Source organism: Nostoc sp., assembly GCF_036917315.1.
Classification (GTDB): Bacteria; Cyanobacteriota; Cyanobacteriia; order Cyanobacteriales; family Nostocaceae; genus Nostoc.
In genome coordinates this window covers 53,708-69,304 of record NZ_JBALDR010000058.1, presented here as the reverse complement: position 1 = coordinate 69,304, position 15,597 = coordinate 53,708, and the positions used below count along the sequence as shown (strand labels likewise).

The window sequence follows — 15,597 nt, the reverse complement described above, 5'->3', positions numbered from 1 at the left end:
ATGCCCCATGCCCCATTCCCCATTCTTTATTCCCCAAAATTATGTGGTCTGAACTTAAGAAAGCGATCGCTAGTTTCGATATACCCGCTGATTGGATTGGTATTAGAGCCGTAAAGGAGACTTCTACTAACCGTTCAGTCCGTGACGCCTTACCCCAACTAAATGGCAAATCCTTCACTGTCGGAGCCATGCTGGAAGTTTTGGTCAATGGCTGTCTGGGTTATGCAGCTACTAACTCTCTAGAACTATCTTCCCTTCAAACTGCTGCTCAAACAGCCTATAAACAAGCACTAGCAGCTAGTGAATGGTGGATACATTCCTTCCGTGAAAGTGAGCGCCCTAAAGTTGTTGGTGAATATAAATCTCCATTTCTTGAGCCATTCGATGCTCTGAGTCCAGGCGAAATCAACGATTTACTGGTTCGTATTTGCCAAACGCTCAAAGTTGACGACAAAATTGTGCAAACCATAGCTAGTGCCAGCACAATCGAGAGAGAATCTTGGTTTGTTAGCAGTAACGGCTCAGAAGTCTATCAAAAAATACTATCTATAGGTACTAATTACGGAGCCACTGCCCAAGATGGGGCAGTTGTACAACAGCGTAGCAACAACGGCTCGCAAGCAAACTGTTACCAAGGCGGACTCGAACTATTAAAACAAGAAGATTTATGGCATCGGGTGCGGCAAATAGGCGAACAAGCAATAGAACTTTTGACAGCAGAAGAATGCCCAACTACCCGTACCAATTTAGTTTTAGCCCCAGATCAAATGATGCTGCAAATCCATGAAAGTGTCGGGCATCCTCTAGAAATTGACCGAATTTTGGGAGATGAGCGTAACTATGCTGGGGGCAGCTTTGTTAATAAAAGTGATTTTGGCAACCTAGTATATGGTTCGCCGTTGATGAATATTACCTTTGATCCCACCGTGCCTGGTGAATTTGCCAGTTATGGCTATGATGATACGGGTGCTGTAGCAACACGGGAGTATTTAGTTAAAGAAGGTGTACTGCAACGGGGTTTAGGCAGTCTAGAGAGTCAAGCCAGAGCAGGTGTAGCAGGAGTTGCCTGTGCCCGTGCTTCCTCATGGAATCGACCAGCGATCGATCGCATGGGTAACTTGAATTTAGAGCCTTTAAACGGCACTTTTGAAGACATTATTGGCGGGATAGAATACGGCGTTTACATGGAATCTAACCGTTCTTGGTCAATTGACGATCGCCGCTACAAATTCCAATTTGGTTGTGAGTACGCTAAATTAATTGAAAACGGTAAACTTACCAAAACCCTCCGTAATCCCAACTACCGCGCCACAACACCAGAGTTTTGGCATAGTTTAATTAAAGTCGGAGATGCCACAAACTGGCAAATGTATGGTACTCCTTATTGTGGCAAAGGAGAACCAAATCAGGCCATTTGGGTAGGACACGGTTCACCTGTCTGTGTATTTGCTAATGTCGAAGTTTTTGGTGGAGGAACTTGAAAAATACAATAGTTAGGAGTTAGGAGTTGGTAGTTAGGAGTTTTGAATTAAGTAGGTAGGCATAATTAAACATAAAATAAAATCCTAGCTCGTAGTGAGCGATTCATCGATTAAAAAGGATTATCAGGACTAAAGTCCTTACTACAAACTTTAATTTATTTACGCCTAGCTACTTATAAAATTTTTTTTAACTCCTAACTCGTAACTCCTAACTTTCTCCCTCTCTCTATTCCCTATTAATATTTAATATCCATGAAAATTGAGGAATTATCTGCGTTAGAAGTCAGCTTTAATCGACTGATTGAAAGTCTGCTGATTAAAAAAGCAGAAGATGAACAATTCACCGTGAGACTCAGCAGTGAAATAAGTCAATTTACTCGCTTTAATCATGCAAAAGTGCGACAAACTGGTTGTGTTGCTGATGGTTGGATAGAACTGACTTTGATGCAAAATCAGCGCAACAGTGTTCGGCAGTTTCCCTTTACTGGAAATTGGGAGGTAGACTGGCAGTTAGCATATAGTGCGTTGCAAGAACTACGTGACGAACTTATTCTACTACCCATCGATCCATATCTAGTTTTGCCATCAGGAAATAATATCAGTAGAGAAATACATTCTGGAAATTTATTGGCGGCTGAGGCAGTAGTACCAACTGTGCTAGAACTAGTTGCTGAATTGGATTTTACAGGAATATATGCAGGAGGAGTGGTAATTAAAGCTTATGGTGATTCTAATGGTCAAAAACACTGGTTTGCTACTGATTCTTTTACGTTAGATTATTCTTTATTTTCCCCATCTGGACAAGCAGTTAAGGGTACGTTTGCCGGCAGTGATTGGAATGAATCTAAATATATAGCCAAAATTAGCGAAGCTAAAAAACAACTAGAATTGCTTGCTCACCCAACAAAAGAACTGCCACGTGGACAGTACAAAACTTATTTTGCACCTGCTGCTGTTGCAGATTTATTATTGATGCTTTCTTGGGGAGCTGTGAGCGAAGCTGATATCCAACAAGGAAACAGTGCTTTAGCTGCTTTATGGCGTCAAGAAAAACAACTTTCTCCAAGATTTAGTTTAAAAGAAAATTTTCAGCGGGGATTAGTGCCGCGATTTAATGAATTGGGAGAAATGGCAGCACCAGAGTTACCTGTAATAGAAAAAGGATATTTGGTAAATACTTTGGTGAATTCTCGCACTGCTAAAGAATATCAAAAAATTGCCAACGGCGCTAATGGTTCAGAGACTTTACGAGCGCCAGAAGTAAGTCCGGGAAATTTAGGATTTGAGCAGATTCTTCCGAGTTTAGATACAGGATTATATGTATCTAATTTGCATTACTTGAATTGGAGCGATCGCCACACTGGTAGAATCACAGGTATGACTCGTTATGCTTGTTTTTGGGTAGAAAATGGAGAAATTATCGCACCCATTGAAAACTTACGTTTTGACGAAAGTCTCTACCGCTTTTGGGGAGAAAACTTAGTAGATTTGACAAATTTTCAGGAGTTTATTCCCGAAGTAGGAACTTATGAAAGTCGCCAACTAGGAGGTAGTTTAGTTCCCGGTATGCTGGTAGAAGATTTTACATATACCTTGTAGTTATATTGTGTAAAAATACTCTATTTTTGCTAGAGACGCGTTAGCGAAGCCCAGTCTAAGTCCACGTCTCTACAAAAAATTATAAAATCATCTATCTATGTAAACTGCATTAATTACAATATCTTTAATACTCAGGTAAAGAATTAATAGCAACAATAAAAATTGCTCAAATTGAAGAACCGGATCTAAACGCCAACCTTGATAATACAAGATTACTCCACTTAACAACATTATAATTGGCGTAAATATAAGTTGAAAAATGTAAAGGGCTAAAGCCCAACCTCTAAGCCTGGTTCCACGTTGGGATAGCCAAGCTAGTGTTAAAATTAAGTAAATAATTGCCCAAAGCAAATAAATAATTCCAATTAAACCAGCTATATTTAATCCACACTTCACTTGAGCAAAAGGAAGAATTTATTAAAAATCCTGCTTAATTACAAGCTAAAATTTAAAATTTATTAGTAGGTAGATTCCCTAAAATTATTCATTCATGAAAATTGTTGGGTTAAGCAATAGCGAAACCCAACCGATAATTTTTCCTCATCTCTGGTTAAAACCTCTATCTTTTTTTGCCAGGAGGTGAATTGCGCTGAGTGAGGTTATCAATTTGCAATTGTTGCCGTCCGTTGGTGATAACTCGCAACATCTCTTTGAGATCCTGCTCGATATTTCCCAAAATGCCATCGGCATAAGCATCAGCACCATCTTCAATTTCTTGAGCATGAGCGATCGCATTTTGTCGCATCAGCTCTAACTCTTGCTGACAAGCATACCGCTTGCGGTCAATCTCGGCGAGTGTTTCTTGCATTATTCCCTCACACTCTTGTTGCACTTGTCGCCGCAGTCGTTCAGCTTCCTGTTCAGCCTGGTGAATAATATCGCTTTCAGCTAAAATTTGCGCTCTTTTTGCTTGTGCAGCCTCAACAACCTGCTGTCCATACTCTTCCGCTTCCAGCAGAATTTCGTCCTTTTGTTCGAGAACTGTTGCTGCTTCTTGAAAAAGTGATGGTAAGGCCAGCCGGATGTAATCAAGCTGATCTAGCAGCTTTTCTTCATCTATGAGTGTGCGTCCCGTCAGCGGAATTCTGAGACTAGAGAGAACCATTTCCTCTAGGCGGTTGAGTTCCTGCTGAATATCTATGCTTCCCTCTCCACCGATATATTCTTGAGGGGGGGGATTGCTTCCGTTGAGATTGGGTTCAACATTGGAGATTTCTGATTGTAGCATTGGTATATATCTAGGGCAATGTGTGGGGGAACGAGATGATCGATAGAGCCACCAAACCTTGCAATCTCTTTTACCACACTACTACTTAAAAAACTATACTCATTTGAGGTTGCGAGAAAAACTGTTTCTATTTGGGTAGAAAGAGTTTTATTGGTGTGAGCCATTTGCAGTTCCACTTCAAAATCTGACACAGCTCGTAAACCCCGGATCAAAACTTGTGCTTGTCGCATTTGGGCATAGTTGACGGTAAGACCATCAAAGCTAGCGACTTCTACATTAGGTAAATGTTCTGTAGAAATACGGATCTGATCTAGCCGTTGCTCGACACTAAAAAGTGGCATTTTGTTAGGGTTCCGCAGTACAGCGACAATCACCCGCTCAAACAGCCGACTACCGCGCTGGATAAGATCGAGGTGTCCCAAGGTGATGGGGTCGAAGCTACCAGGATAAATAGCGATCACAATTTTAAATATATCAAAGTTGTTTAGGTGATTATATCGAAACCATTTTGTGTAACTTACTCAAATCTACCATCTTGCGCTCTCGGTAAGGATGGTAAACTCAATTGTTTTAGTGGCACAAGTTATGCTCAACTAGGCGTTAGGAACTAGACTCCTAAATATGAATACTGGATTTTTACCTACGTCCCCACAATGTTGTGGAAGATTCAAGTGTAGTTACAGTATTCAAGACACAAGAAACTCCGTACTTAGCAAAGTGCGCGGGTAGTTAACGAACTTTTCTAGGTAATTTTTCATGGCACTGGATTTTCCCACTTTGCCCTTGGCGTTTCAGTTTACTTCTCCAGGACCGATTCTGGTGAAAATAGGGCCACTCAGTATTCGTTGGTACGGCTTGTTGATTGCCACAGCAGTGTTAATTGGCGTTATCCTTTCCCAGAATTTGGCAAAGCGCCGTAACGTTAATCCTGAGTTGCTAGGTGATTTGTTCTTTTGGTTGTTGATTGGGGCAATTCCTGGCGCACGGCTATATTACGTTTTTTTTGAGTGGTCAAAATATGCCCCAACTCCAGGAAAAATCTTTGCGATCTGGGAAGGAGGTATTGCCATTCATGGAGCGATTCTTGGTGGCGTTGTCGCTGCGTTAATCTTTGCCAAAATCAAGCAGGTTTCTTTCTGGCAATTGGCAGATTTAGTAGCACCTTCGCTGATTTTAGGGCAAGCGATCGGACGTTGGGGCAATTTCTTTAATTCTGAAGCTTTTGGCGATCCTACTAATTTACCCTGGAAACTCTATATTCCAGCAGAGCATCGTCCTTTAGACTATGTTAATTTCGATTACTTTCATCCCACCTTCCTCTACGAATCTCTATGGGATTTAATGGTGTTTACGTTACTAATAACGTTGTTTTTCCGGTCTTTATCCGGTAAGCCACGCCTGAAGGTAGGCACACTGTTCCTAATTTACTGGCCAGCCTACAGCTTAGGACGCTTATGGATTGAAGGCTTTCGTACTGATAGCTTGATGCTGGGGCCATTACGGATGGCACAAGTAGTTAGTAGTCTAGGAATTCTATTGGGATTAGTTGGATTAGCTTGGCTTTACTTACTCAAACGCCCTTTACCCGATGTAGTTCCTTCTCTTAAGGGAAATGGAGAGAGTGGGAGATGAGGGGGACAAGGAGAATAACTATGCCTTATGCTCAATTCCCAATGACTAAAAAATAAAAAATGCCCCAGAGTATTCTCTAGGGCTTAACCAGGGTGCATCTACCATTACTCTCTACTAGGGAAAGAGGGTGAATCCGGAAAGATACTGAAGAATTTGCCAAAAAATTTTTTTGAGGGATTGCCGTGTGTTCTTTTAAGAGTGAATATACAGAAAGCCTAAGCGATAAAAAAACACTATATGCTGTAGAACCATCTGTGTATATTGTCGGAGCAGGCCCTGGAGATCCTGACTTATTAACGGTGAAGGCGCAGAAACTACTGGCTGTTGCTGATGTAATTTTATTTGCTGATTCTTTAGTACCCGAACAGATTTTAGAACTTTGCCGAAAAAATGCCGAGATAATTAGAACTGCGAATCAGACTTTAGAAGAAATTTTGGCGATTATGATCGATAGAGTGCGATCGCAGCACAAATCTTTAGTCCGTCTTCATTCTGGCGATCCTAGTCTCTACAGCGCCATCCACGAGCAAATGCACCTCCTCGCAGAGGCAGATATTCCTTTTGAAGTTATACCTGGTATCAGCGCCTTTCAAGCTGCTGCTGCCAAACTCAAAATAGAACTGACTGTCCCTGGTTTAGTCCAAACCATCATTTTGACACGCATCAGTGGACGTACAGAAGTCCCCGCAGCCGAAGAATTAGCTACTCTTGCAGCACATCAGGCTAGCCTCTGCTTGTATTTAAGTGCGCGTCATGTCGAAAATGCCCAAGCTAAACTACTCGAACACTATCCAGCCGAAACCCTGATTGCGATTTGCTTTCGCATTGGATGGCCCGATGAAAAAATCAGGGTTGTCCCTCTAAATCAAATGGCAGACTCCACTCATCAAGAAAAACTAATTCGCACTACACTTTATATAATCAGTCCAGCACTCTCGACAACAACAGGGCGATCGCGTTTATATCATCCCGAGCATAATCACCTATTTCGCTCATCTCATAACTAAATATTGATTATTCTCCTCATCTCCCTACTCTCCATCTCCCTAATCTTTGTACTCTGTACCTCTGCATTTCGATAAACTTAACAATGTCAAGAAAATCCAAAATCCCAATTCAGTACTATGCCTTTAATTAAAGTGCAAACTTCTGCATCTGCTCCTCAAAAAGCTGAAATTGAGTCAATGCTTTTAAACCTATCAGCCAAGTTAGCGAAACATTTAGGAAAACCAGAATCCTATGTAATGACTGCTTTTGAACCGGGAATTCCTATGACTTTTGCCGGGAATACAGACCCAGTTTGCTACATTGAAATTAAGAGCGTTGGCACGATGAAGCCAGAGCAAACCGCAGCAATGAGTCAAGACTTTTGCCAGCAGATTAACCAAACTCTAGGTGTGCCGAAAAATCGCATTTACATAGAGTTTGCAGACGCTAAGGGTGCAATGTGGGGCTGGAACGGCACAACTTTTGGCTAGTTTCTCGTCATCTTTAGTCAAGACTAACTCGATCTAGCAGGTGTAGGATAGAGATCCAACATCAACTCACGATCTTTTTATGTCTGCTACGCCTCTTGTATCTCAGGTTGACTTCAACTCAGAAAAATCAGAATTAATCCCTCCCCTTCTAGGTGCTTCTCTGGCAGAGTTAACTACTTGGGTGCAGCAGCAGGGACAACCTGCTTACAGAGGAAAGCAGCTGCATGAATGGATCTATGACAAAGGGGTGCGATCGCTAGCTGATATTTCTGTCTTCTCCAAGCAATGGCGGCAAGAAGTAGCAGAAATCCCCATTGGGCGCTCAATTTTACATTACCGCTCTGAGGCTCCCGATGGTACGGTCAAATATCTTTTACGATTAACAGACGGTCAGATTATTGAAACTGTAGGCATCCCCACCTTCGCAGAAAGGGGAGAAGGCCCAAAAGCCCGTCTGACTGTTTGCGTCTCTACTCAGGTGGGTTGCCCAATGGCGTGTGATTTCTGCGCTACTGGTAAGGGAGGCTACAAACGCAACCTAGCACGGCACGAAATTGTCGATCAGGTGTTGACTGTGCAAGAAGATTTTCAGCAACGGGTTAGCAATGTGGTGTTTATGGGACTCGGCGAACCGTTGTTAAATACTGAGAATGTCTTAGCAGCCCTGAAATCCCTCAATCAAGATGTCGGTATTGGGCAGCGATCGCTTACAGTTTCTACAGTGGGTATTCGCGATCGCATCCGTCAGTTCGCGCAAAATAATTTGCAAATCACTCTGGCTGTGAGTCTCCACGCACCCAACCAAGCACTACGCGAAAAACTCATCCCCAGCGCCCGCGCCTATCCTCTCGAAGATTTACTGGCCGAATGTCGGGAATATGTAGAAATCACTGGACGCCGCGTTACTTTTGAATATGTTCTCCTCGCTGGTGTTAACGATTTACCAGAACACGCACTGGAACTTTCAAAATGCCTGCGAGGATTTCAAAGTCATGTGAATTTGATTCCCTACAACCCCATCCAAGAAGTAGACTACAAACGCCCCAACCGCGATCGCATTCAAGCATTTGTTAACGTTCTCAAACAGCAAAATACTGCTGTTAGCGTCCGTTATTCCCGTGGTTTAGAAGCTGATGCTGCTTGTGGGCAACTAAGAGCGAGTAAGAATTAAATCTGTTACAGTCAGTAAATTTAATTACTTTAATTTTACAGATATCTTGACGTTAGTCCCAATTGGTGCAATTGGGTAGCGGTAGAAATTGTTATATTAAGGTTAAGCGATCGCTCAACCCAACCGACAACAAATAACTGTATGTTGAATCGATCATTAACGCTTAAACTATGGCTACTAGCTATTGTTCTTGCAAAAGCTCTGCCGGTGAATTCTCCTGCTTATGGACAAATAATTCAACCGATTCCTCAGCAACCTGAGTTTTTTCAAGAAAGAATGAGACAACAACAAGAGCAAGGAATTCAGCAAACACAAGAACAAATGAAGGAAACATGGCTACGCCTAAACCTTCAACAACAACAACAGCTACAGTTACAACAACTACAACAACAGCAAGAATTTGCACGACAACGGCAAGAACTGATACGCCAGCAGCAATTTAGACTACAACAGGAACAAACAAGACTACAACAACAACAATTTACACAACAGCAACAGCTGAGAATACAACAGCAACAACTTAGACAAGATCAACAAATTAGACAACAGCAACAATTTAGATTACAAGAACAGAGACGACAGCAAGAATTCAGACAACAGAAACAAAACCTGTGAAGTGTTCAAAATTTCTGTTGAATAAGAAAGTGGGGAATACCCTGCAAAAAGCAAGCTACTGACTCGCCGTTAATGTAAAGCGCTAAATCTCCTTTCTTAGAAACGTGCAAAGGACGATTTAGCGCATTTTTTAAACTTACTTCTTCAGATGCTCTCTACAAGACGCTGCGTGTAGCTTGCTTCTTTGTTCGCGCAGCGTCCCGTAGGGAAGGAGTACAACAAGCTCAGAGCATCGCAAGTTCAGTAACCTTCCGACTCAAATTCATACTGAATTCTGACTTTGGACTCCTGAATTCTACTTTTATAAATAACTTTTTTATTAAAAACTAGAGAAAATATTCTCAAATTTTTAATTTTTTATTATTAGCTACCGATGTGCATGAATGCCAGGAGCATACGCTTCAATTACTTTGCCGGTGCGAGTGCAAGTAATCATCAAATAGTCACAACTTGGGCATTGTGTGCGAGTTAATTGACTATCCGAAATATAATAACGCTCTGCATGACTACCACAATTTGGGCAGTAAATCTTTTGTACTGTCTGCATTTTAAAACCCCTGGTTGTAATTATTTTTTATTTGGTAAAGCTACTAGTTAAACCAGGAAAAAATCTGGTTCGACCCAACTTAACAAACTGCTGTAATATTGGCTGATTATTTTAAACAAAACTTCAGGTTTGATAACTTTCCGATATCTTTATCTATTATTCTAGAATTTCAGTGATTTTACCCTCCTACTTTAGACACATAAATTATTTTTCAATAAATGCCGCTTAGAGATTTACTGATCCCCATAATGAATGCCTTGAGAGTGCCTTATTTATAGTCATTTCAGACTAATACAAAAAAAGCCGTTCTTGTATTCAAAAATTAAAACCAATAAATTACTGTATATTTAGTAACAAAATTTTTATCTTAAGATTTAGTTAATCTTTGCTAGCAAGATTGATGACGTTAAATTCTAGTGAAATAATTTCATCAAAATTAGCATACTTATGAGATACCGTAAATTTACGGTATTTACACATCTTAAATTTTAAATTTTCGCAGACAACCTTAACTGAATTCTCTGTGAGAGTGGAACAATACGGTTCGGTTCAGGCAAGAGATGCGATAAATCGCCGTCTTTACAATAATCAGTCCTTTGTAGAGACGGCGATTTATCGCGTCTTTGCGATTTACAAATTTTTTACCCATCAATTGAAATTTGACAGACTATTAGTCTCCTTAAGCAGGATGAAAATAATCGTAAATTTCTTGAGCCAAACGCGGCCCAATTCCTGCGACTTCAGCGAGTTGTGTAGTTGTCGCTTGCCGAATGTAATCAACTGAGCGAAAATGCCCTAGTAGCTGCTTTTGTCTATGATGTCCTAAGCCAGGAATTTCATCTAAACGCGATCGCTTCAATTTATCACTGCGCTGTTGACGATGGAAACTCACTGCAAACCGATGCGCTTCATCCCGCAGGCGCCGTAATAACTGTACCCCTGGTTGTTCTGCATCAGTTGTCAAGGGTTTAGATTCTCCCGGTAAAAAAATCTCTTCTCGCTGCTTTGCTAAACTTACCACTCGTAAGTCTTCTAATAAATTCATCTCTTGCAAAACGGCGACAACTGATGATAACTGACCTTTACCACCATCAATCATGATTAAATCAGGCCAGTCAGGATTACCCAAACGTGTTAATTGCTGATCTTCCGCATATTTACGGAACCGCCGCTGGATGACTTCAGCAAGACTAGCAAAATCATCTGAGTGTCCTGCTGTCACCGTAGGATTTTTAATTTTGTAGTGGCGATAGTGCTGTTTTGCAGGTAATCCGTCGATAAACACAACTTGCGAAGCTACAGCATTTGACCCTTGAATATGGGAAATGTCATAACCTTCGATGCGGTGGGGTACATCTGGTAAATCGAGAATGGCGGCTAAATCTTGCATTGCTTGGTGATTGCGATCGCCAAATTTCTGCATTCTTTGCAATTCATACTGAGCATTTCGCTCTACCATCTCAATTAATTCTGCTTTAGTTTGGCGTAAAGGAGTCAAAATTGTGACTTTTTTGCCTTTACGTTGAGTTAAGACATCCGCCAATATCTCCGCATCTGGTAAATCATGCTGTACCAAAATTTCTAAGGGTATTTCTACGGAATCAGCAGTTTGGTAATGTTCCTCTAAAGCTCGTTGTAAAATAGCTCCTGGTTCCGCATGAGCATCTGCCACAAAGGCTAAACGTCCAACCAATTGCCCAGCGCGAATCTGGAATAGTTGAATGCAGGCGTGCTGTTCGCCAGCTGCCAGTGCGATCGCATCCCGTGAAACAGTATCATCTGGTAAGGAAACTTTTTGGTCGGCTGTCAGCGACTTTAACCCAGAAATTTGATCGCGAATTCGCGCGGCTGACTCAAAATTCAAGTTCTCAGCGGCTGCGTTCATCTGTTGGGTCAAAATATCAATCAGTTCCTGGGTTCGACCTTGAAAAACCATCGCGATTTTTTGGACAATTTTGCGATATTCTTCTGGTGAAATCATCTGTTGACACACACCTGGACAACGCCCTAAATCAAAATTCAAGCAAGGGCGATCTTTAAAAAGTGGTTGAGGTCGTTGTCGCTGTGGAAAAATGCGCTTGCAGATGCGGACAATTTCTCGCAATAAACCAGCATCAGTATAAGGCCCGTAAAATTTATCCTTTTCTTTACCGAATTGCCGCTTACGGGTAATAAAAATTCGCGGATAATCTTCTGACCAAGTAATGCAGAGATAGGGATATTTTTTATCATCTTTGAGCAGCACGTTGAAGTATGGCTGGTGCTGCTTGATCAAATTGGCTTCTAGCGCTAAAGCTTCGGCTTCAGTATCAGTGACAATGAATTCAATTTCTGTCACCAACTTGACCATCGTAGCGATACGTTCAGTCTTGTTGTAGCCATCCCGGAAATAGGAACGGACACGCGATCGCAACTTACGTGATTTACCTATATATATAATGCGATCGCTCCTGTCCCGCATGAAATAAACCCCCGGTTCCGGTGGAATTTCGGCTAGACGGTTTTCTAGTCGTTCTGGCTCTTTAACCAGTGGTAATATTTGAGTAGATATTGTCACAACCAAAATTAGGTAATCTTTCTCTATTTTAAGAAAAATTATTTTTTCGTGCCGATTTAATAAATTATTTATCAAGTAAATATAAAGTAGCAGTCATGAGTGGCATATACCAGAACAGATGAAAGTGGGACTGGGGACTGGGGACTCCTAACTCAGCACCAGCACGAGCCAAACCCTAGCTATCTGCTAACAGCATCAATCCAGGTAGGCTTTTAGTCCGCACAAAGAGAAGTCTGCTGTAGTCACTTCTTTGGCTTCCAAGCTAGAGGCTCGTTCGCCAGAAAACTTACTGCAAGCATTAGAACTTTGGAGCTTACAAGAGTTTGTCTAGCTGCGACCTTAGCTATTGGCTGCTACTGTCAGAATAAAAACTTTGCTTTTTGCATTTATAATTAATATTTTTAAATTAATAATACTTTATTATCTGAAACTTCATAGTTTAGATTAGATAATCATATTTTTGTATTGACTTCGGTTTTTTCTTAATCAAGAATATGCTTCTATATTGCTTGTATAAATATTACATAAAATTTTTATTTATTGATACTATTTATGTTTATTTATTGAATTTATAATATTAAGCGAATTAACGGATTTAGTCAGTTAAATTTACGATTATGATTGAGAAATATTTATTATGATGATTTCATACGAGAGCTATACTATGAATTTACAAGACTTTGAAATCCAGTATCGTGAGGCTATGGCTGAAACTCTCAATGAACTGCAAACAGCAGTTTTGTTATTAGCGCAAGTACAACAGAAAATTTCAACAATTGGCAGTTCTGTACAAAGTATTAGCGAGTCCGTCGAAGAGTTTATTGCTGAACAAAAAGCGGAATAAACACACACCTAGCAAAAAAGTTTATCTGTGGCGACAAGTAAACTGTTCTTCAATTGCAAGGATGAGATCCTTGAGTTTTAAAGGTTTGACAAAATAGCTACATGCACCCAAACTCAGAGCTAGTTCTCGATCTGCTTTAAAAGCAAAGGCTGAAACCACAATGATAGGTATTTTTGACAAATCAGGTTTTTGCTGGACTTGTTTTAAGAGTGAATAACCGTCAACATCTGGCAATTTCAAGTCCAATAACATTAAATCTGGCTCGAATTTCTCTATGGTTGAGAAAAAAGCAGAACCTTCTGATAAACTTTGGACTTCATAACCACAGTAACTTAGATAGTCACTAAGTAACATCCGATTGAGGTAATGGTCTTCAACTAGTAAAATTCGTCTAACTTTGTGTGACTGCAATGGCTGATTTATATTGAGTAATTCTACTGTCATTGCTACCTATTATCTGATTATCTTAATTAAAAGCTAGTAATTATTACCATAAACGAAAACAGTAGTGCATTTAAAAAGTAAAACAAATAGAAATTGTACTTATGTAGTCTAATCAAATATCTGAATAAATCCAATTTAGCTGCACTACAATAATAAAATGGTAGTATAATTAAATCAAAAATTAATCTTTTTTTACGAACTTTTTATAATTTAGAGTATTAAGTTAACATCTTTTTCACAAATTTAATTGCCTAAACTTTATGAGTAAAACTACTTAAGTAATACTGGAACTAATATTGTGGTAATTGTCCTTACTAAAGATGTTAGGGTAAGTAATACCATTGTACGAAATCCATATTACAAAAAAAATCAAGTTGGTAGGTGCATACAGATGTAAAATCTTGCAACCGATTTATTTGTTGCAAGTATTTTTAGAAACAGTATAACCTAGAAGATTAAATTCTCTTATAGCTGCAAGGAATTATTCATCAAAAAAGGGAGCTGTTAGCTCCCTTACTTATTTTTTGGAATGGAAACCGGAGTTTCAACCAGATACTTTTTTTAACTTGCGTTGTGTAACAAAGATACCAGCAACACCTATAATACCAAATACTACTGAGGGTTCTGGTACAGAGGATGGAGAGACATACTTCGGTGTTGACCAAGTATAAATTGCACTGTAGGATACACCATCATCAGAAGCAGTAATACCGGATGCAGTGGGGTTAAAGCTATAGGCATAGTAAGTTTGACCACCAGTAACTACCTTAGCAATTTCACTAGCCGCAATTTCACCTTGATATCCATTTAATGCAGCTTGCAGGGTCAGTACATCTTTAAATGATGTGAGTTGAGAGATTTGACCTGGTAGCTGATTTTTAAGAGTATTCAGTTGAGAAATTTGACCTGGTAGCTGATTTTTAAGAGTATTCAGTTGAGAAATTTGACCTGGTAGCTGATTTTTGAGAGTATTCAGTTGAGAAATTTGACTTGTGAGTTGTTGCCTTTTTACTTGATTGGCTGGAATGTTAGGAGTTGCGTTGAGTTGTGTTTGCAGTGTGGTAATCTGTCCTGGAATTGCGTTGAGTTGTGTTTGTAGTGTTGTAATTTGTCCTGGAATTGCGTTGAGTTGTGTTTGTAGTGTTGTAATTTGTCCTGGAATTGCGTTGAGTTGTGTTTGTAGTTGTGGAATTGAACTTTCAAGTTGTGAAAGGGTTGGTTGAGTTGTTTGTTGAGGAAACTGTGATTGAATTAGCTTCCACTTTTCATCAACCTTAGTAGAAATAGTTGTTGCAAGTTTAGTCTTTACATCCAAGTGACCAACCAACTTCAGTTCCACACCCCCATTCTGACCGAATTGGAAACCACCAATGTTAGGATCTCCCATTCCCAAGGAAGGAAAATAACTAGTTATTAGTGATTTGCTGTCGGCTGAAAACCCGTTCCAAACTGATTGAAATGGTGTGTAGCTACTCAATAAATCGCCTAGCCATTGGGAACCAAAACTATTCCAGTCATTAGCAGTAACACTACTAACGGTGGCACTGTAGTTTCCTTTTGTGGCGGTGAAGCCAACATTAGAACCTGGGGTTTCGCTACTATACCAAAGCTCAACGTTAGAACTGGGGTTGTTATCTGTCAAAGCTTTGATGGCAGCTTTAGTACCACCTTGGGCATTCCCGTTAATGAAGGTACCATTTGAGCCACCAGTGTAAGTGTTAATTTCTCCATTATTATCGAAGCTAAAAGATGTAGCGTGTGCTGGGGCAGTGGCAAGAGCGCTCACACCAACGGCCATTGAGGCACCAATTACAAGTTTCTGAAAAGTCGTTTTCATTGTTTTCAAGTCTCTGTCAGTTTGGAAGTTAAGTTTTAAACTACTGTCGTTTTTAGGCTTGGGCTGTCTTGACCACTGGCTTTTTGGCAATACGGCTGCTTAAAAGCACGACCTGTATTCTTAGCCGTCTTTGGTATCTGAGCGTACAAACCCAGTTTAAGAAA

The 15,597-nt window shown here is 40.3% G+C and carries 15 protein-coding genes; 8 read left to right on the top strand and 7 right to left on the bottom strand.

Annotated elements, in window-relative coordinates; all coding sequences use genetic code 11:
* Positions 1–41: 41 nt before the first annotated feature.
* Together V7K84_RS27115 and V7K84_RS27110 are read left to right on the top strand one after the other, a co-directional pair.
* On the top strand, positions 42–1,481 hold the full coding sequence (locus V7K84_RS27115; protein ID WP_334842838.1) for a TldD/PmbA family protein: 1,440 nt from the start codon (positions 42–44) through the stop codon (positions 1,479–1,481).
* A 252-nt stretch (positions 1,482–1,733) separates the two neighbouring features.
* A complete protein-coding gene (locus V7K84_RS27110; RefSeq protein WP_334842716.1) occupies positions 1,734–3,080 on the top strand; it encodes a TldD/PmbA family protein in 1,347 nt (448 codons plus the stop codon).
* Positions 3,081–3,167: 87 nt separating this feature from the next.
* On the opposite strand, the gene V7K84_RS27105 is transcribed toward V7K84_RS27110, so the two are convergent.
* The 3 genes from V7K84_RS27105 to coaD form a co-directional block, all read right to left on the bottom strand.
* A complete protein-coding gene (locus V7K84_RS27105) occupies positions 3,168–3,476 on the bottom strand; it encodes a Ycf66 family protein (protein ID WP_334842715.1) in 309 nt (102 codons plus the stop codon).
* Positions 3,477–3,639: 163 nt separating this feature from the next.
* Positions 3,640–4,308 (bottom strand): DivIVA domain-containing protein, encoded by a 669-nt coding sequence (locus tag V7K84_RS27100; RefSeq protein ID WP_334842714.1) that lies wholly within the window; start codon positions 4,306–4,308, stop codon positions 3,640–3,642.
* The gene (gene coaD / locus V7K84_RS27095; RefSeq protein ID WP_334842712.1) at positions 4,218–4,769 is read right to left on the bottom strand and encodes a pantetheine-phosphate adenylyltransferase; all 552 of its coding nucleotides are present in this window, start codon (positions 4,767–4,769) and stop codon (positions 4,218–4,220) included. Before coaD ends, V7K84_RS27100 begins: the two co-directional genes overlap by 91 nt.
* A 295-nt stretch (positions 4,770–5,064) precedes the next feature.
* Here coaD and lgt point away from each other — a divergent pair, with 295 nt between their 5' ends.
* From lgt to V7K84_RS27070, 5 genes are all read left to right on the top strand, one after another.
* The gene (gene lgt, locus V7K84_RS27090) at positions 5,065–5,940 is read left to right on the top strand and encodes a prolipoprotein diacylglyceryl transferase (RefSeq protein WP_334842710.1); all 876 of its coding nucleotides are present in this window, start codon (positions 5,065–5,067) and stop codon (positions 5,938–5,940) included.
* Between the two features lie 182 nt (positions 5,941–6,122).
* Positions 6,123–6,947 carry a precorrin-4 C(11)-methyltransferase gene (gene cobM, locus V7K84_RS27085; protein ID WP_334842708.1) on the top strand — a complete coding sequence of 275 codons (825 nt, stop codon included), beginning with the start codon at positions 6,123–6,125 and terminating at the stop codon, positions 6,945–6,947.
* A gap of 117 nt (positions 6,948–7,064) precedes the next feature.
* Complete coding sequence (locus V7K84_RS27080) at positions 7,065–7,418, top strand: phenylpyruvate tautomerase MIF-related protein (protein ID WP_334842707.1); 354 nt, start codon at positions 7,065–7,067, stop codon at positions 7,416–7,418.
* A 79-nt stretch (positions 7,419–7,497) separates the two neighbouring features.
* The gene (rlmN, locus tag V7K84_RS27075; protein WP_334842706.1) at positions 7,498–8,589 is read left to right on the top strand and encodes a 23S rRNA (adenine(2503)-C(2))-methyltransferase RlmN; all 1,092 of its coding nucleotides are present in this window, start codon (positions 7,498–7,500) and stop codon (positions 8,587–8,589) included.
* A 141-nt stretch (positions 8,590–8,730) separates the two neighbouring features.
* A complete protein-coding gene (locus V7K84_RS27070; protein WP_334842705.1) occupies positions 8,731–9,204 on the top strand; it encodes a hypothetical protein in 474 nt (157 codons plus the stop codon).
* A 367-nt stretch (positions 9,205–9,571) separates the two neighbouring features.
* Here V7K84_RS27070 and V7K84_RS27065 read toward each other — a convergent pair whose 3' ends face one another.
* Both V7K84_RS27065 and uvrC read right to left on the bottom strand, forming a co-directional pair.
* Positions 9,572–9,751, bottom strand: a complete 180-nt coding sequence (locus V7K84_RS27065; protein ID WP_334842703.1) for a replication restart DNA helicase PriA — start codon at positions 9,749–9,751, stop codon at positions 9,572–9,574.
* Between the two features lie 679 nt (positions 9,752–10,430).
* Positions 10,431–12,308 (bottom strand): excinuclease ABC subunit UvrC, encoded by a 1,878-nt coding sequence (gene uvrC, locus V7K84_RS27060; RefSeq protein ID WP_334842701.1) that lies wholly within the window; start codon positions 12,306–12,308, stop codon positions 10,431–10,433.
* Between the two features lie 664 nt (positions 12,309–12,972).
* Here uvrC and V7K84_RS27055 point away from each other — a divergent pair.
* Complete coding sequence (locus tag V7K84_RS27055) at positions 12,973–13,152, top strand: hypothetical protein (protein ID WP_334842699.1); 180 nt, start codon at positions 12,973–12,975, stop codon at positions 13,150–13,152.
* A gap of 21 nt (positions 13,153–13,173) precedes the next feature.
* On the opposite strand, the gene V7K84_RS27050 is transcribed toward V7K84_RS27055, so the two are convergent.
* Together V7K84_RS27050 and V7K84_RS27045 are read right to left on the bottom strand one after the other, a co-directional pair.
* Positions 13,174–13,596 (bottom strand): response regulator, encoded by a 423-nt coding sequence (locus V7K84_RS27050; RefSeq protein ID WP_334842696.1) that lies wholly within the window; start codon positions 13,594–13,596, stop codon positions 13,174–13,176.
* 544 nt (positions 13,597–14,140) lie between these two features.
* Positions 14,141–15,433, bottom strand: a complete 1,293-nt coding sequence (locus V7K84_RS27045; protein ID WP_334842695.1) for an NF038130 family PEP-CTERM protein — start codon at positions 15,431–15,433, stop codon at positions 14,141–14,143.
* Positions 15,434–15,597 lie beyond the last annotated feature (164 nt).